The organism is Pseudarthrobacter sp. R1 (assembly GCF_024494415.1).
Classification (GTDB): domain Bacteria; phylum Actinomycetota; class Actinomycetes; order Actinomycetales; family Micrococcaceae; genus Arthrobacter.
On the sequence record NZ_JAMKFI010000004.1, the window covers coordinates 118819 to 135441 of the forward strand.

General features: G+C 65.3%; 13 protein-coding genes. 4 read left to right on the plus strand and 9 right to left on the minus strand.

Going from position 1 to position 16623, the window contains the following annotated elements; genetic code table 11:
* Nucleotides 1–17: 17 nt before the first annotated feature.
* On the plus strand, nucleotides 18–1925 hold the full coding sequence (locus M8J71_RS03645) for an FAD-binding monooxygenase (protein ID WP_256246643.1): 1908 nt from the start codon (nucleotides 18–20) through the stop codon (nucleotides 1923–1925).
* Here M8J71_RS03645 and M8J71_RS03650 read toward each other — a convergent pair.
* The 3 genes from M8J71_RS03650 to M8J71_RS03660 form a co-directional block, all read right to left on the minus strand.
* Entirely contained in the window at nucleotides 1907–2764 is an 858-nt protein-coding gene (locus M8J71_RS03650; protein WP_256246644.1) for a prephenate dehydratase, read from the minus strand. The two genes, M8J71_RS03645 and M8J71_RS03650, sit on opposite strands and share 19 nt — an antisense overlap.
* A 100-nt stretch (nucleotides 2765–2864) precedes the next feature.
* The gene (locus M8J71_RS03655) at nucleotides 2865–4760 is read right to left on the minus strand and encodes an alpha-amylase family glycosyl hydrolase (protein WP_256246645.1); all 1896 of its coding nucleotides are present in this window, start codon (nucleotides 4758–4760) and stop codon (nucleotides 2865–2867) included.
* A gap of 100 nt (nucleotides 4761–4860) precedes the next feature.
* Nucleotides 4861–5517: an AmiS/UreI family transporter gene (locus tag M8J71_RS03660; protein ID WP_256246646.1), complete on the minus strand. Its 657-nt coding sequence runs from the start codon at nucleotides 5515–5517 to the stop codon at nucleotides 4861–4863.
* 198 nt (nucleotides 5518–5715) lie between these two features.
* On the opposite strand from M8J71_RS03660, the gene gdhA reads away from it, so the two are divergent.
* Entirely contained in the window at nucleotides 5716–7053 is a 1338-nt protein-coding gene (gene gdhA / locus M8J71_RS03665; protein ID WP_256246647.1) for an NADP-specific glutamate dehydrogenase, read from the plus strand.
* A gap of 29 nt (nucleotides 7054–7082) precedes the next feature.
* Here the strand turns inward: gdhA and M8J71_RS03670 are convergent, their stop codons facing one another.
* The 6 genes from M8J71_RS03670 to M8J71_RS03695 all read right to left on the minus strand — a co-directional run bounded on the left by M8J71_RS03670 (nucleotide 7083) and on the right by M8J71_RS03695 (nucleotide 13327).
* Nucleotides 7083–8231, minus strand: a complete 1149-nt coding sequence (locus M8J71_RS03670; protein WP_256246648.1) for an alanine racemase — start codon at nucleotides 8229–8231, stop codon at nucleotides 7083–7085.
* Nucleotides 8232–8271: 40 nt separating this feature from the next.
* Nucleotides 8272–8997, minus strand: a complete 726-nt coding sequence (locus M8J71_RS03675; RefSeq protein ID WP_256246649.1) for a hypothetical protein — start codon at nucleotides 8995–8997, stop codon at nucleotides 8272–8274.
* Nucleotides 8994–9926 carry a carbohydrate ABC transporter permease gene (locus tag M8J71_RS03680; protein ID WP_256246650.1) on the minus strand — a complete coding sequence of 311 codons (933 nt, stop codon included), beginning with the start codon at nucleotides 9924–9926 and terminating at the stop codon, nucleotides 8994–8996. The genes M8J71_RS03675 and M8J71_RS03680 overlap by 4 nt, the downstream gene beginning before the upstream one ends.
* On the minus strand, nucleotides 9926–10861 hold the full coding sequence (locus M8J71_RS03685; protein ID WP_256246651.1) for a carbohydrate ABC transporter permease: 936 nt from the start codon (nucleotides 10859–10861) through the stop codon (nucleotides 9926–9928). Before M8J71_RS03685 ends, M8J71_RS03680 begins: the two co-directional genes overlap by 1 nt.
* Before the next feature lie 115 nt (nucleotides 10862–10976).
* Nucleotides 10977–12257 (minus strand): ABC transporter substrate-binding protein, encoded by a 1281-nt coding sequence (locus M8J71_RS03690; protein WP_256246652.1) that lies wholly within the window; start codon nucleotides 12255–12257, stop codon nucleotides 10977–10979.
* A 56-nt stretch (nucleotides 12258–12313) separates the two neighbouring features.
* Complete coding sequence (locus M8J71_RS03695) at nucleotides 12314–13327, minus strand: hydroxyacid dehydrogenase (RefSeq protein ID WP_256246653.1); 1014 nt, start codon at nucleotides 13325–13327, stop codon at nucleotides 12314–12316.
* A gap of 144 nt (nucleotides 13328–13471) precedes the next feature.
* Here M8J71_RS03695 and M8J71_RS03700 point away from each other — a divergent pair, with 144 nt between their 5' ends.
* Nucleotides 13472–15442: a heparinase II/III family protein gene (locus tag M8J71_RS03700; RefSeq protein ID WP_256246654.1), complete on the plus strand. Its 1971-nt coding sequence runs from the start codon at nucleotides 13472–13474 to the stop codon at nucleotides 15440–15442.
* Complete coding sequence (locus tag M8J71_RS03705; RefSeq protein ID WP_256246655.1) at nucleotides 15439–16590, plus strand: LacI family DNA-binding transcriptional regulator; 1152 nt, start codon at nucleotides 15439–15441, stop codon at nucleotides 16588–16590. Before M8J71_RS03700 ends, M8J71_RS03705 begins: the two co-directional genes overlap by 4 nt.
* The last annotated feature ends 33 nt before the right edge of the window (nucleotides 16591–16623 follow it).

Genomic DNA, 16623 nt, shown 5'->3' on the forward strand with positions numbered 1-16623 from the left:
ATGAAGTGAGGAATCCCGTGCAGTTTCACCACCACGGTTATGTATCCGGCGACCCGCGGGTCAAACCCGCAGCCGGCGTCGGCATTGACCGCCCTGCCGAACTCCCTGACGAAGTGGACGTGCTGATCGTCGGCACAGGACCCGCGGGCATGCTGGCCGCAGCGCAGCTCTCCATGTTCCCGAGCGTCACCACGCGCCTCATCGAGCGCCGTCCCGGACGCCTTGCGATTGGCCAGGCCGACGGTATCCAGGCCCGAAGCGTCGAGACTTTCCAGGCTTTTGGCTTCGCCGAGCGGATCATCGCGGAGGCGTACCGGATCACCGAAATGGCCTTCTGGAAGCCGGACCCTGCGGACCGCACCCGCATCATCAGGACGGCCCGCACGCCGGATGACCCCACCGGCATCAGCGAATTCCCGCACCTGATCGTGAACCAGGCCCGCGTGCTGGACTACTTCGCCGAGTTTGCGGCCAACTCGCCTACCCGGCTGAAGCCCGACTATGGCTACGAGTTCCGAGGCCTCGAGGTGGGGGAGGGGGAGCACCCCGTCACCGTAACGCTGCTCCACACGGCCGGTCCCAGCGAGGGGCAAGAGCGCATTGTCCGGGCTAAGTACGTGGTGGGGGCCGACGGCGCGCGGAGCAAGGTGCGCGAAGCGATCGGCTGCCGCCTTGCCGGGGACCAGGCCAACCATGCGTGGGGCGTGATGGATACCCTTGCGGCCACGGACTTCCCCGACATCCGCACCAAGTGCGCCATCCAGGGTGAAAAAGGCAGCATCCTGCTGATTCCGCGCGAAGGCGGACACCTGTTCCGGATGTATGTGGACCTGGGCGTGGTGGATCCGGCCACCCACCACGCCGTGCGGAACACCAGCATCGAGCAGATCATCCACAAGGCCAACGAGATCCTCCATCCCTACACCTTGGACGTGCGCAATGTAGCGTGGCACAGCGTCTACGAGGTGGGGCACCGCCTGACGGACAGGTTCGACGACGTCCTGCCGGAGGAGCGCGGCACCCGGACCCCCCGGGTGTTTATCACCGGCGACGCCTGCCACACCCACAGCGCCAAGGCAGGCCAGGGCATGAACGTCTCCATGCAGGACGGCTTCAACATCGCCTGGAAGCTGGGGCACGTGCTCGAGGGGCGCAGCCCGGAGAGTCTACTGGCGACGTACTCAGCCGAGCGCCAGGTGGTGGCAAAGAACCTCATCGACTTCGACAAGGAATGGTCCGCCATGATGGCCAAGAAGCCCGAGGAGTTCGAGCACCCCTCGGACCTCGAGGACTTCTACGTGCGCACCGCCGAGTTCCCGGCCGGGTTTATGACCGAGTACGCCCCGTCCATGCTCGTGGCCCCGGCGAGATACCAGGAGCTTGCAACCGGTTTTCCCGTGGGCAAACGCTTCAAGTCGGCACCCGTGGTGCGGGTGGGCGATACCAACCCCGTGCATCTTGGCCACCACGCCACGGCCGATGGCCGGTGGCGCATCTATGTCTTTGCCGACGCAGCAAACGCCGGTGAACCGTCAGGTGTGGCGGACTTCGCCGAGTGGATGTCAAACTCGCCGGACTCGCCCCTGGCCGCGACGCCGTCGGACGCTGATCCTGACGCCTGGTTCGACGTGAAGGTGATTTACCAGCAGCCGCACTCGGCCGTGGACATAGGTGCCGTTCCGGCCGTGTTCAAGCCGCGGGTTGGCCCGTTCAAGCTGACCGACTACGAGAAGGTGTACGCCACAGATCCCACCGCAGACATCTTTGAACTCCGCGGCCTGGACCGGGGCGGCGTTGTGGTGGTGGTGCGCCCGGACCAGTACGTGGCGAACGTCCTGCCGCTCACCGCAACGGCCGAACTGGGCCGGTTCTTCTCTGCCCTGCTGAAGCCGCGCCAGTCTTTGGATCAGCCGCTGACGGTCTGAGCAGTCCGGTACTCGGCTGCTGGGTAGACGCCGAGGACCCGCACTTCGGTGGTGAAGAAGTCCAGTTCCTCGAGGGCCAGCTTCAGCGGCAGGTCCTCGGGGTGGCCTTCGACGTCGGCCATAAACATGGTGGCCGCGAATTCGTTGCCCACCATGTAGCTTTCCAGGCGCGTCATGTTCACGCCGTTCGTCGCAAACCCGCCCAGCGCCTTATACAGGGCGGAGGGGACGTTGCGGACACGGAACACAAAGCTGGTGACGGCCGGTCCGGGCAGCTCGTCCCGGGCCGGCAGCGCCGTTTCCCGGGCCAGGACCACAAAGCGGGTGGTGTTGGAAGGATCGTCCTCCACCCGCGAGGCCAGCACCTCGAGGCCGTAAATCTGCGCGGCCAGCGGGGGAGCGAGGGAGAGTTTCCGGGGATCGTTCCACTCACTGACTTCGCGGGCCGACCCCGCCGTGTCGCCGGCGATCACGGGCTTGAGGCCGTGCTCGCGGATCAGCTTCCGGCACTGGCCGAGGGCGTGGATGTGGCTGTGCACCTCGGTGGCGGCCTCGATGGTGCTGCCCGGGATGCCCAGGAGGTCGAAGTGGATCGGCAGGAAAAACTCGCCCACGATCTGCAGGTTGGACTGCGGCAGCAGGATGTGGATGTCCGCCACCCGGCCGGCGATCGAATTCTCGATGGGAATCATGGCCAGGTCCGCCTCGCCGCTGGACACGAGTTCAAACGCATCCTCAAAGCTCGCGCAGGGCACGCTCTCCATCTCCGGGAACATCTGCTGGCACGCGATATTGGAGTTGGCGCCGGGTTCACCCTGGTACGCAATCTTGGAGGCCATGATCCGTATGGTTTCACGCCGCGCCCCCGCCCGCCCAACTGGGTAGCGCCAAGTGTGGCTTTGAGCGGTCATAACGACACTTCGCGCTACTTAGTTGGGATTACGCGGGGGTGACGCGCAGCCAAACGTACTGGCGCGGCAGGAGCGTGACGCCGTCGTCGAGCTGCAGCACGGCTTCGGAGAGGAGGTCGACGGCGGCGCTTGAGTAGCCGGAAAAGGTTTCGGCGGGCAGGGACTGGGGCTGGTCGCTGAAGTTGGCCAGTGCCAGGATCCGGGTGTGTTGCCCCGGCCGCTGGTATGCCAGGACCCCGCGGTTGTTGGTAGCAAAGTCGATGAGGTGGGTTCCGGCCAGCTCAGGGGTGCGGGCCCGGACCTTGATCATCCGCTCCATCCCGGCGAACACAGCACCTTCCGGGGTGGACGGGTCGAGGCGGCGTTCGTACTGCTCTTCAGGGTAGCGGGGCCGGTGGACCCAGCGGCTGTCATGCTCATGGCCTGCCTCCCGGTCATATCCGTAGTCGTTGACCTGGGCCACCTCGTCACCCAGGTACAGCAGGGGAATCCCGCCGGTGCTGAAGGCAACCGAGTGGGCCAGCAGGATCCGCTCCACCGCCTCAGCGGGGTCAACCTCCATCCCGCACAGTGACGCCGTCGTGCCTGAGATCCTGCAGTCGCCTGTCTTGGGGTTGTCCTGGAAGGGAACTCCGCGGGCGAAGCTGCCGGGGAAGCGGTTGACGTAGAAGGAGTTCAGGAAGCGGCGGTGGTCAAAGCCGTTAATCGCCAGTTCGGCTGCGTCCTCATCCGCGAACGTCCAGCCGATGTCGTCGTGGCTGCGCACGTAATTCACCCAGGACGTGCCTTCCGGGATGTTGTGCCGGCGCTTCAGTGCCTGGGCCAGGAGTGAGACATCGCGGGTGGCAAGGGACTCCCAGATCAGGGCCATCTGCAGCGGGTTGTAGGAGATCTGGCACTCGCCCGGGTCAATGTAGCGGGCCACCTCGTCCGGATGCACGATTGCCTCGGACTTGAACAGCAGCGACGGCGCCGCCAGCCGGCACACCGCGTTGAAGGCCTGGAGCAAAGTGTGGGCTTCGGGAAGGTTCTCGCAGGGTGTGCCAAGCTGTTTCCAGATAAAGGCCACGGCGTCCATGCGCAGAATCTCCACGCCCTGGTTCGCCAGGAACAGCATCTCGCCGGCCATTGCCCGGAAGACGTCCGGGTTGGAGTAGTTCAGGTCCCATTGGTAGGTGTGGAACGTGGCCCAGACCCAGCGGCCGTCCTCCATCTGGATGAAGGACCCCGGGTGGTTCTCGGGGAAGATTTCGCGCACGTTCTGCTCGAAGGCGTCCGGCATGGTGCGGTCCGGGAAGATCCAGTAGTAGTCGCTGTACTCCGGATCGCCCGCAGCGGCCCGCCGGGCCCACTCGTGTTCGTCGGAGGTGTGGTTGAAAATGAAGTCCACCACCACGCTGATGCCGTTGGCCCTCAGCTCGGCGGCGAGGTCCCGGAGCTGTTCCATGGTGCCCAGCTTCGGGTTCACGTCGCGGTAGCTGGAGACGGCGTAACCGCCGTCGGAGTGCGGTTCCGGTGCCAGGAACAGCGGCATGAGGTGCAGGTACGTGAGGCCCAGCTCCTTGAAGTACGGGATGCGGGCGCGGATTCCTTCCAGGCTTTCCGCGTACCGGTCCACGTAGCAGACCCCGCCAAGCATGTCATTGGAGAGGAACCAGCCGCTGTTGGCCTCCCGCTCGGCGTCGAGAACCTTCAGCTCGGCCGGGCGTTCCTGCCAGGAGCGGGCGATCTGCAAGACCAGGGCCGTGAGCTGATCGGCCCAATCGCTGCGGGACCCGTACAACGAATGGAAAAGGTGGTGCAGGTCAGGGAAATGCCGGTGGAACCGCTCCTCAAAGTTGGTACCTGCTTCGATGCCGGCCTTGGCCATAGCTTCGACGGCGTGCTGCCGAACCATCTCGTCCACACCGACGAATTCCTGCATCAACGGACCCCTTCCGACTGCCGGCCGGCTGATCCGGCAGGCACTTGTTATCGGAGTATCCCATGCTGCGCTGGCCGGGTGCGGCCGACGGTGACGCCGTTTACCGCGGAGCGGATGTTCCGTGCCGGGCCTGCAGGTGCTCCGCTTGGATACCCTGTGCCTGTGTGTGCCGGGCCTGCGTGCGCCTGGCCAGGACGCCCGCAGCAAGGAACAGTCCCGTCAGCAAAACCGCTGCGCCGGCAGCAGCATTGAGGCTGCGTGGCCACCATCCGGCGATGCCCAGGACGGCCGGGACAGTGGCCGTGGCCTGGCTGGCCAGAACAAGCGCCCAGCCGGTGAACACGTCCACCTGTGCCAGGCCCAGGGCCATCGATACGAAGAACAGCGCCCACAGCGCGGACCAGCCGAGCCACAGGACGGCCAGCAGCGGATCGTCGCGCAACCATGCCGCCGCCAGGAGCATGCCGACAGAGGCCACCATGCCGCAGAACCAGCCAAGCCCCTTCGAGCCGAGGCCCAGTATTACGTCCAGCCCGGCATACGCGTACGTCAATCCAAAGAGGACCATGCCGGCTGCACTCTTCAGCGCATCTGCACTGCCGTCCGCCCCAATGAGGTAACCGACGGCGAGGGACAGCTGGACGGACCCCACCACCAGACTGAGGACGGCTGCATCCCGGCGGGGCAGGCGCCCCAGTGTGGCCAGGCCGTTGACCAGCAGCGCAGCGCCGGAAAGGAGGAGGCATAGGTAGGGCATCAGCGCACCCCGCGCCGGGGCGGACCAGCAGAAGTTCTCGTGAAGTGGAATTTGTATGTCACAATACGGACAATAGAGGTAATGGCGCCGCTCGCCTAACGGTCAACGGTCGCAATCGGATAAGTTGAAACGTAAACCTTTGGGACAGTGCCGCCTCCGCGTGCGCCGCCCCTTGCCCGGCCACGTAAGGAAGAATTCATGGATGCACGACTCGAGGCCGTGAAGGAGACTGTCCTGGCCCGGAGCCCTGGCGAGGCGGAATTCCACCAGGCCATCACTGAAGTCTTCGAAAGCCTCGGCCCGGTCCACGACCGCCACCCCGAGTTCCTCGAAGCAGCCATCCTGGGCCGGCTCTGTGAACCCGAGCGGCAGATTATCTTCCGGGTCCCCTGGACGGACGACGAGGGCCGGGTACAGATCAACCGCGGCTTCCGGGTTGAATTCAACTCAGCGCTGGGTCCCTACAAGGGCGGGTTGCGGTTCCACCCTTCGGTCAACCTTGGCATCGTGAAATTCCTCGGTTTCGAGCAGATCTTCAAGAACGCCTTGACCGGCATGCCCATCGGCGGCGGAAAGGGCGGCTCCGACTTTGACCCCCGCGGCCGCAGCGATGCCGAAGTCATGCGGTTCTGCCAGTCCTTCATGACCGAGCTCTACCGCCACATCGGGGAGTACACCGATGTCCCGGCGGGTGACATCGGGGTGGGCGGGCGCGAAATCGGCTACCTGTTCGGCCAGTACAAACGCATCACCAACCGCTATGAATCCGGTGTGCTCACCGGCAAGGGCATTTCCTGGGGCGGATCACTGGTCCGGCCGGAGGCAACCGGCTTCGGGACGGTCATCTTCACCAACGAAATGCTCAAAACCCGGGGGCTGTCCTTCGACGGGCAGCGGGTTGTGGTTTCGGGGTCCGGGAATGTGGCCATCCACGCCATCGCCAAAGCACAGGACCTGGGCGCCACGGTGGTGGCGTGCTCGGACTCCAGCGGCTACATCGTTGACGAGGGCGGGATCGACGTTTCGTTGCTGCGCGAGATCAAGGAAGTGCAGCGCGGGCGGCTCAAGGAATACGCAAACCGCTTGCCCGGCGCCAAGTACTTCGAGGGCGGTTCGGTCTGGGATGTGGGCGCCACGGTAGCCCTGCCATGCGCAACCCAGAACGAGCTCGACGGCGCTGCTGCCGCCGCCCTGGTCGGCGGCGGTGTGCTCGCAGTGGGTGAAGGGGCCAACATGCCCAGCACTCCCGATGCAGTGTCCGTTTTCCAGCAGGCCGGCGTGCTCTTCGGTCCCGGCAAGGCAGCCAACGCCGGCGGGGTGGCCACCTCCGCGTTGGAGATGCAGCAGAACGCCAGCCGCGATTCCTGGTCCTTCGAGCACACGGAGCAGCGCCTCACCGAGATCATGGTGGGTATCCACGACGTCTGCGCCGCCACAGCGGAAGAGTATGGTGCCCCCGGCGATTACGTCCTGGGTGCCAACATCGGCGGATTCGTGAAGGTGGCAGACGCCATGCTCGCGCAGGGGTTGATCTAGCCGGCACGAAAGGTTCCGCCGTTGGGCGGCTATCTGTTCTTACCCCGGGCTGCCACGCTCCACCGGTCCACAAGTTGTCCCTGCCTTACAACGGCAACCTCGTCCACGAGGTTGATGGCCAGGCATACGTGGTTGGGGATGACCCGCAGCCGGGTGCCGATGGGTGGCGGCGCGCCGCCGTCGTGCCATTCCACCGTGGCCTGGTGCTCCGAGAGGGCGACGACCCGGGCCTCCAGGTGGTCGATCAGCCGGCCAAAACCAGTTGCCCAGGCCGGGCGGTCGCTGCCCAGGATCTTGCTGCCGGCGTCAAGGATAAAGCGTGCAGGGGTGCCCGGCGCAATGGTGTGATGGCTGACCACAGTGGTTGCAACCGTGAGGGAAATGTCTTCAAGGGCGCAGCGGCCCAGCTCGAATTGCTGGGCGTCACCAAACACGTAGACTCCGGGCCGCACTTCGGTGGCAGCGGAACCCTCGGTGAGCAGTGCCGTTGGGGTCGATCCGCCGCTTCGGACCTTCGCCTCGAACCCTGCTGCCGCAAGGACTTCTGCCGCCTGGTTCAATGCTGCCTGCTCCTGCGCCGCCGCATCGGCGGGCATCCCCGGAGCGTAGCTGTGGCCCGGGAAGGTGAACACGCCTGCCACCTGCAAACCGGCGTCGGAGGCTGCCTTGGCCACCGTTGCCGCCGCTTCCGGCCGGACACCGCTGCGGTGGTGGCCGCTATCTATTTCCACCAGCACTGCCACGTCCCCGGCGGCCTCGCCCAGGCCCTCGCCAAGCATTGCCGCGCCGGACGCTGAGTCCACGCCTACTGAGATTACTGCCGTTGCGGCCAGCCGCCGGAGGCGTTCGGCTTTCCGGGACGAAATCCACAGTGGGTAGGCAATGAAGATGTTGTCCACGCCCCGCGCCGCAAACACCTCCGCTTCGCCGATGGTTGCCACTGTCAGGCCGGCAGCACCAGCGGCCAGCTGACGGGCGGCAATCTCGGGGATCTTGTGGGTCTTCGCGTGGGGGCGCAGGGCCAGCCCTTTTGCCTGGACGGCTTGGGCCATCCTGGTGATGTTCCGGTCCAGGGCATCGACGTCCACCAGGATTTCCGGCGTATCAACCTCCTGGGGGATGGCTGCGGCATCCCTGGATCCCGGGCGTGGCTCGTTATGGTCAACACTTATTGGCACCGCAGCCACTCCTGCACATCGTTCGCTGATACCCCCGAAGCTACCTTACGGAACCCCCGCGCAGCACGGCGTGGAAGGCGTAAACGGCGTTGCTCCAGACCACAAACAGCAGGGGCGCCGGCGCGAGCGCCACGCCCAGGACCGGCTGCAGCAGCGCAGCCGAGGCGATGATGCCGAGCAGCACCAGCATGGCAAGGCTGAGGTACCAGCGCTGGACGCACAGGTAGAGCGACGCCTTGAGCAGGCTCTTGAGCCCTGCGTCGGGGAGCAGCACGGCCCCGGCAATGGACAGAATCGCCACACTCACCACGACGGCCGCCGCCACCACGAAGACGGGAACCAGCACCGCCCCGGCGGGCAGCGACTGGACAATCGCGAGGTCCACGCCGAGGAACAGCAGCACCGCGACGGCGGCAAGCCCCAGCGGGGCGACCCTCCGGAAGCCGCGCCGGTAGCCCCGCAGGAAGGAGGCGACCGGCTTGACCGCAGTGCCGTCGTCATTCAATGCCTGGAAGGCGGCGAACAGGCCCGCGAGCGACGGCGGCACTGTCACCGAGAGTGCCAGGAAGAACGGCCAGGCCGCGATGGGATCGGCCACCAGGGCCAGGCAGAGGACCAGCGGAGCGTTGGCCAGGGCCAGCAGGACGTTCCCGGCGAGGAACGTGTAGATGAAGCCGAAGATGCCGCCGAACGTTTCGAATCCCGGGCTGGGGATACGGCCCGCCAGGCCGCGCCGCGGCGGCGGATGCTGTGCCACGGTGGTCATCCCTTCATGCCGCTCGTCGCGATGCCCTGGATGAAGTAGCGCTGTCCCACCAGGAAGATGAGGAGGATGGGGATTACGGAGATCACGGAGCCGGTCATGATCATGGCGTATTCGGCGTCGAACTGGCCCACGAAGGAGCGAAGCCCCAGTTGGACGGTCCAGAGCCGGTTGCTGGTGAGGTAAATGAACGGACCCATGTAGTCGTTCCAGGTGTTCACGAACGTCAGGAGCGCCAGGCTGGCCAGGGCCGGTTTGGACAGCGGCAGGATGACCCGCGCCCAGATGCCGTACTCGCTCAGACCGTCGATGCGGGCAGCCTCGCACAGTTCATCAGGAATGGTCATGTAGTACTGGCGCATCAGGAAGACACCGAAGGCGCCGAACGCCTGGAGCAGGATCAGGGCGTTGAAGCTGTTGGTCAGGCCCAGGTTCTGCATCATGATGTACTGCGGCACCATGTACGCCTGCCACGGCACGGCAATGGTGCCGATGTAGGCCAAAAAGAGGACGTCGCGGCCCGGAAAGCGGACCTTCGAGAAGCCGTAGGCCGCCAGCGACCCGGTCAGGACCTGCAGGCAGGTGATGATGACAGCCAGGTACAGCGAGTTCTGCAGGTACCCCATCATCGGAATCCGGGTCCAGATGTCGCTGTAGTTGCTCCACACGAACGCGGTGGGAATCCACTGGATGGGAACAGTGAGGACCTGGTTGTTCTCCTTCAGCGAGGAGGAGATCATCCAGATGAACGGCACCATCAGCGCCACCACCAGCACGGCCAGCACGGCGTAGATCACCACGTCGGTGGTGCGGGCCTTGCGTTCGCGCGTGGAGCGTTTGCGCTGTGAACGACGGCGGTCTTCCGGAGCGGATGTCAGGCCGGTTCCGGCGAACGGTGCCTCGGCCTTGAGGTCTTCGGCCATGTTGGTCATCAGCGTTCCCTCCGCTGTTGGATCTTGAACTGCAGGACGGTGACCGTCAGGACGATGAGGAACAGCACCAGCGAGATGGCGGACGAGTAGCCGAACTTCCCTTCGCCGATGCCCTCCTGGTAAATGAGCTGGGACAGCACCGTTGTGGAGCGGCCCGGCCCGCCGTTGGTCATGACCACAATGAGGTCGAAGACCTTGAAGCTGGAAACTGTCAGCATCACCACCACAAAGAAGGTTGTGGGCCGCAGGGACGGGATGGTCACGTTCCAGAAGCGCTGCCAGGCGCTGGCGCCGTCCACCTCGGCCGCCTCATAGAGTTCGGAAGGGATGGCCTGCAGGCCGGCCAGGTACAGCACCATGTAGTAGCCCATGTCCCGCCAGACGCTGGTGATGATGACGGCGGGCATGGCCCAGTCGGAGCTGGAGGTCCAGCCGGGGGTCTCGGCGATGCCGATCGAGTTCAGGAACTGGTTGATGGGGCCGCTGTCGGGGCTGAACAGCATGTTCCAGACGACGGCGACGGCCACCAGGGAGGTGATGTAAGGGAAGAAGATGGCCACCCGGAAGAAGCCGATGCCCTTGAGTTTGCGGTTGAGGAGCATGGCCAGGAGTAGGGCGAGTGCCATGGTGAGGGGGACGTGGCCCACCGCGTAGGCCACGGTGTTGCGCAGGGCCACCCAGAAGGTGTCACTTTGGAACATCCGCTGGAAGTTCTCAAGCCCTACCCAGCGCGGCGCCGTGAACGAGGTCCATTCCATGAAGGAAAGGGCGAAGGCTGCGATAACGGGGATAAGCGTGAAGGCCAGGAAGCCCAGGAAGTTCGGCAGGATGAAAGTCCAGCCGATCAAGGTATTGCGCCGCGCCTGCTTGCGGTTGCCCCTGCTGTGCCGGGGCGATGCCGGGGCGGCGGCCGGCTCGAGTGTCTCAGTAGTCATGATGACCCGCTCCCGGAAACCGGGGCGTTCCTCCAATTCAGGATCGGAAAGTTCTGGGTTCCGGGCCGGCGCCGCCCGCTGGGGACGCCGGCCCGGGGAAAGGCTGCTGCCTGGCTTACTTGCCCAGGACCTCGCTCTTGACGCGCTTGCCCATTTCATTGACGCCGTCCGTGACAGAGCGCTCGCCGACCATGATCAGGTCGTGCTCCTGGTTCAGGACCTTGTCCGTTGCGGCGGACTTGTCGCTGACGGGCATTTCCAGGGCGGTCTCGTCCGGGGTGAAGGCCTTCTTGGACAGCTCGTCCGTGGGCATGCCGTCCAGCTTGAAGTACTCGGCGGTGATGGCATCGTTCTGCAGCGCAGGTACAACCCCGATCTTGGAGATGGCCTTGGCGCCTTCCTCACCGGCTGCCCATTCGATGAACTTCCTGGCTTCCTCGGAGTGGGCGGCGTTCTTGTTGACTGCGAAGGCCGTGGGGGAGCCGAAGGTGGTGACCTTGCCCTCCGCTTCCTTCTGCGGCAGCGGAGCCAAGCCCCAGTTGACGTTGGACTTGCCGTCCTTCTTGGCCTGCAGGATGCCGGCGATGTACCACGTGCCCATGGGCATCATGGCCGCCTGGCCGGTTTCGAACATGGTGCGGTAGCTGGTCTTCTGGCTCTTGGCCGTTCCGAAGTCCAGGGTGGCGCCGCTCTTCTGCAGGTCCAGGGTGGTGTTGTACTGGTCCTGCATGAAGTTGTAGTCGCCGCTGTTTTGGTCTGCGCTGTTCTGGGCGGCTGCGATGGCCTGAACCGTGGAGCGCCAGATGTGGTGGTAGGTGCCGTACACCTTCTTGCCGCCCGCTTCTGAGCTGAGCTTCTTGGCGATCTCCGTGTACTTCTCCCAGGTCAGATCCTTGGGGTCTTCGATTCCGGCGGCCTTAAAGAGGTCCTTGTTGTAGTACAGCAGCCAGAAGTCCTGCCGGTAGGGGGCGGCGAAGTACTTGCCGTCAATGTCGAAGGCGTCAATGCCTGCAAGGTTGTCCTTGCCAACGGTGTCCACCACGCTGTTGATTTCCTGCAGCTGGCCGTTGTTGGCGTACCGGGCGTAATCGATGACATTCTTCATGGTCAGGACGTCGGTGGTGTCGCCGCCGGCGAGCATGGTGGTGACCTTCTGCGGGTAGTCATCAGCGAGGATGTCTACTGGCTCGATGTCGATGCTGGGATTGGCGGCCTCGTAACTGTCAAACAGGGCCTTGAATTCCGGTGTGCCTTCATAGTTCCAGACGGAAACCGTCAGGCGGGTCTTGCCGTCCTGGCTTTGAGGCTCGGCAGGGCCTGCGGCACCCGCGCAACCGGTCAGGCCAAGCCCGGCGGTCACGGCCAGGGCGATGGCGGCGAGGGTTGTGCGCTTCATTGCGTTCTCCTTTGTAGGGTTTCAAGTTTGCCGTAATGGCGGTGGTTGTACTGTGGTCAGGCGCTGAGCGAGAGGTCTTCGTGGAGCACTTGGGCGAGGAGCTCCCGGCCGGTGAGGTACCGTTCCAGGTCGTCCAAAGCGGCGTCGGACATCCTCCGGGTTTCCGTTCCCAGCGAACCGGCGATGTGCGGAGTGATGATCACGTTGGGGAGGTCGTACAGCACGGAATCCGCGGGCAGGGGCTCGGGTTCGGTGACATCCAGCAAGGCCGTGATGCGTCCGGTGAGGCACTCGTCTGCCAGGGCTTTGGTGTCCACCAGTGAACCCCGGGCTGTGTTGATAAGGGTGGCGTGGTCCTTCATTGCCCGCAATTCAGGGGCGCCGATCATGTGCCGCGTTTCAGGCAGGGCGGGGGCGTGGACTGTCACAACGTCAGAGGCTGGCAGCAGCTCCTGCAACGGAACGAGGCGCCCACCAGCGGCTGCCACGGCCCGGGGATCCGCGTGCGGATCGCTGACCAGGCAGGTCACATCCTGCAGTTGCTGCACCAGCTGCACCACCCGGCGTCCAATGCGGGAGAAGCCGATCACTCCGATGACCCGTCCGATGTTTCCCAGCTCCCCGCGCCGGGTACTGTAGCTCCAGTCCTCGCGGTACGTACGTGCGTCATTGGACAGTACGTGGGCCTTCTTCCCTGCCAGGACGATGGAGGCGAAGGTGAACTCTGCCACCGGGATGGCGTTTGCGTCCGCACCGTTGGTCACCAGGATCCCGCGCTCCCACAGTTCCTCACTCACGAAGCTGCGGACCGTGCCGGCGCAGTGGAACACTGCCCGAAGCTTGGGCATCCGTTCCAGGCGTTCGGCGTCGAGCCGGGGAACGCCCCAGCTGGTCAAGAGGATTTCGACGCCGGAAAGCCGCTCCGTGAGCTCCGCACCATCGAGTGAATCGGTCCAGGGGTTGGCCCCGAGGTCAACCACTTTTTCCAGCCGTTCCAGCCGGGTGCAATCAAATTGATCGGCAAAGGTTCCGCTATTCATGACCAGCAGTGCCTTGGGCTTTCGTGACATCAGGGACCCTCCTTTCGCATTCTGGGTGTGACCCGTTCCGGTCGGACATGTCTTGCATCACATCTAACATTCCGTACATACTCATAAACAAGACAGTTCATCCAACATGTTCCTACTCGTTCGAAAACGTTCATACTCGAACAAATGAAAGAAGCCATGGCCCTTCACGCTGTGCCTGCGGGCACCCTGGAACCACCCCTGGCCTCCACCTGGGGCAGCAAGGCTGCCGGCCCGGAACTGGCAGGCCTGCTGGCCCAAGCGCGTCAGCGCGTACGGGTCCGGCCGGCGGGGGAAGCCGCGTGGGAAGGGGTGCCCGCCGCGCCGCTGGAAGCGCTGGGCCGGCAGGCCGCCAGGGAGAAAGGTACGGCGTGGCCACAGCCCCTCGTCTCGCATTACGCCCGCTATTTCCGGGACGGGAACCGTACGGCCTACGAAGGGCTGGTAGCGGCACGCCAGCAGCGCCTCACCCGTGCCGTGGTGATGTCATTGCTTCCCGCTGCGGCGGCCGAAGGGGCCGTCGAGAAGGAAGGCTGGCTAGACGAGGTGATCGACGGCGCGTACCTGCTGTGCGAGCAAAGCTCGTGGAGCTGGGCTGCGCATGATGACGTATTTTCCCGCTCCGGCGAGGTGGTGCCCAGAATCTCCCGGCCCTATCTGGATCTGGGGGCCGGGGAGGTCGCGGCGCAGCTGGCCTGGCTGGACCACGTCCTGGGGGATCGCCTGGAGGAGAGGGCCCCTGGCCTGCGCCGCCGCATCAGGGAAGAAACCGCCGAACGGGTCATCCGGCCCTTCCTGGATCGCCTCGACTGGCATTGGCTGGGGCTGAACGGCGACGTCCACAACTGGAATCCCTGGATCCATACCAACCTTCTCGCGGCCGCCATCTTCCTGGTGGATGATCCATCCGAACAGGTTCGAACAGTCGAAGGGTGCATTGAAGGGCTGGACCGCTTCCTCGCCTCCCTGCCCCCTGACGGCGCTGTTGACGAAGGCTTCGCCTACTGGTGGAACGGGGCCGGCCGGGCGCTGGAGGGACTCGCGCTGCTGGAAGAAGCCACCGGTGGTGGACTCAATGCGGACCTTCCGGTGATCCGTGAGCTGGTTGCCTTCCCGCACCGGATGCACGTCGGAACGAACTGGTACCTGAACGTCGCCGACGGCCCCGCCCAGGCAGCCCGGGCCCTGCCGTGGGACATGCTGCACCGCTGGGCTGTACGCCTTGGGGACCAGGACGCCGCCCGGCATGCGGCTGCCATGGTGTCCCCGTACCCCGAGCCGGCGTCGGGTCTTGGAAGAGTCCTGCACTCGCTCCTGGCCTCGGCGGAAAGGGCCACCCCACCACTGGTTCCCTTCACGTACCTCCCCTCCGTGCAGATCATGGTGGCCCGGGAGAGCGCAGGCAGTGCGGAAGGCCTGTTGCTGGCGGCAAAGGGCGGACACAACGGCGAACACCACAACCATCGGGACGTGGGTTCGGTGGTGGTGGCGGTGGACGGCGTTCCACTGCTGGTTGACGCCGGCCAGCCCACCTATACGGCGAAGACGTTCGGCCCTGACCGCTACGACATCCGGGCCATGCAGAGCGCGTGGCACAGCGTTCCGGCACCGTTTGGCCTGGAACAGGGCACCGGAAAAGAGTTCGCTGCCGCAGTGCTGCGGACGCCGAAGCCGGCGGACCCCACGCTCCAGCTGGCCCTGGGGGCGGCCTACGGGCTGCGCCCGGACCAGTGGGTCCGAACGTCATCGCTTGACCGTAAGGCCCGGAAGGTCGTGGTGGAGGACCGCTGGGACCTGGGCGGTGCCCCGCCGGGCAGTGGACCGGCCGACGTCGACATCACCTACCTTGCCGCCGGTACCGTGAGCGTCGGGCAGGGGAAAGCCACCGTTCTTCCGGCCGGGATTCCCGCCGCCGGGACCACCCGCGGAGCCCTCCTGCACTGGGAGCCGGGTGCCGCCGTCGTCCTCGTTGACGAGTGGTTGCTTGACGATCCCCTCCTCGCGGACATCTGGGGTGCAAAGCTGACGCGCCTGCGTTTCCGGCTGCCTTCCCAAGGATTCCCTGAACATCCAAGCGCCGCAGGCGCATTCACCCTCACCGTGGAGGCAACACCATGAGCCCTGACCAACCGCACGAAGCAGCAGGAAGGGCGCTCTTCTCGCTCCAGCGCAGGGAACGGCTGATGGAGGAACTCCGGGCCCATGGCGCCGTCACCGTCCGGGATATCGCCGTGAAACTTGGAGTCAGCGAGCTGACCATCCGGCGCGACGTCAACCTCCTGGCGGACGAAGGGCTGGTGTCCCGGGTCCATGGTGGCGCAACGCTGCCCAGCAGGCTGGACCGCGCAGCGGCCGCGGGCCGGCCGCAGTCGCACAGCTACGCAATCGGCATGGTGGTGCCCTCCCTTGACTACTACTGGCCGCAGGTCATCAGCGGCGCGCGGGCCGAAGCGGAGGAACAGAACCTCCGGATCCTGGTGCGGGGATCTGCCTACGATGCCGCGGACAACCGCCGCCAGGTCCAGGCTCTGCTGGACAACCAGAACGTGGACGGTCTGATCGTGGCGCCGGACATGACCGGCGAGCAGGGCCAGGAGCTGCTGCGCTGGCTCAACGCGCTCCCCATCCCGGTGGTGCTCGCCGAACGCAGGTCGCCCATAGAAATCCCCGCGCACCGGCTGGAATGGGTGGCCACGGACCATGCCTTCGGCGCCGGAATGGCCGTCCGACACCTGTGGCAGGAGGGGCACCGGAGGATCGGCTGCCTCACCGATTCGTCCAGCCCCACCAGCCCGCATGTGGTGCGGGGCTGGCGGCAGGCCCTCGCTGCCCTGAAGATTCCGCTTGAGGGCTCGGTGCACGAGGATTCGGCCAAGCAGGAGAACGGGGAACGCGCCCGGCACTTCGACCACGTTCTCGAGCTGTGCGAAAAGACCGGAACCACGGCCATGCTGGTTCATTCAGACACCCAGGCGGTGGCGTTTGTGCAGCATTGCGTGGACAGGGGGCGGCAAGTCCCGGGGGACATGGCAATCGTGGGGTACGACGACGAAGTGGCCTACCTTGCCGAGCCCGCGATCTCTGCCGTCCGCCCGCCCAAGCAGTACGTGGGAAAGGTGGCTGTGCAGCTGATGGCAGCCCGTCTGGCCGAGGGGCGGATGCGCCCGGTCCACCGGATCGAGCTGAATCCGGAGCTGATCCTGCGTGAATCGTCCGTCGGTGCCCCGCGCGTCTCCGGCTCCGGCGTGCTGCAGGAGTCCCTGTGACGGCGGGACCGGTCCCGGAATCTCCCTCGCTTG

Coding starts and splice junctions, on each gene's coding strand:
- M8J71_RS03705 (WP_256246655.1), top strand. CDS start 15,439: ATGAGCCCTGACCAACCGCACGAAGCAGCAGGAAGGGCGCTCTTCTCG.
- M8J71_RS03680 (WP_256246650.1), bottom strand. CDS start 9,926: ATGACCAACATGGCCGAAGACCTCAAGGCCGAGGCACCGTTCGCCGGA.
- M8J71_RS03690 (WP_256246652.1), bottom strand. CDS start 12,257: ATGAAGCGCACAACCCTCGCCGCCATCGCCCTGGCCGTGACCGCCGGG.
- M8J71_RS03695 (WP_256246653.1), bottom strand. CDS start 13,327: ATGTCACGAAAGCCCAAGGCACTGCTGGTCATGAATAGCGGAACCTTT.
- M8J71_RS03700 (WP_256246654.1), top strand. CDS start 13,472: ATGAAAGAAGCCATGGCCCTTCACGCTGTGCCTGCGGGCACCCTGGAA.
- M8J71_RS03675 (WP_256246649.1), bottom strand. CDS start 8,997: ATGACCACCGTGGCACAGCATCCGCCGCCGCGGCGCGGCCTGGCGGGC.
- M8J71_RS03650 (WP_256246644.1), bottom strand. CDS start 2,764: ATGGCCTCCAAGATTGCGTACCAGGGTGAACCCGGCGCCAACTCCAAT.
- M8J71_RS03685 (WP_256246651.1), bottom strand. CDS start 10,861: ATGACTACTGAGACACTCGAGCCGGCCGCCGCCCCGGCATCGCCCCGG.
- M8J71_RS03660 (WP_256246646.1), bottom strand. CDS start 5,517: ATGCCCTACCTATGCCTCCTCCTTTCCGGCGCTGCGCTGCTGGTCAAC.
- gdhA (WP_256246647.1), top strand. CDS start 5,716: ATGGATGCACGACTCGAGGCCGTGAAGGAGACTGTCCTGGCCCGGAGC.
- M8J71_RS03655 (WP_256246645.1), bottom strand. CDS start 4,760: ATGCAGGAATTCGTCGGTGTGGACGAGATGGTTCGGCAGCACGCCGTC.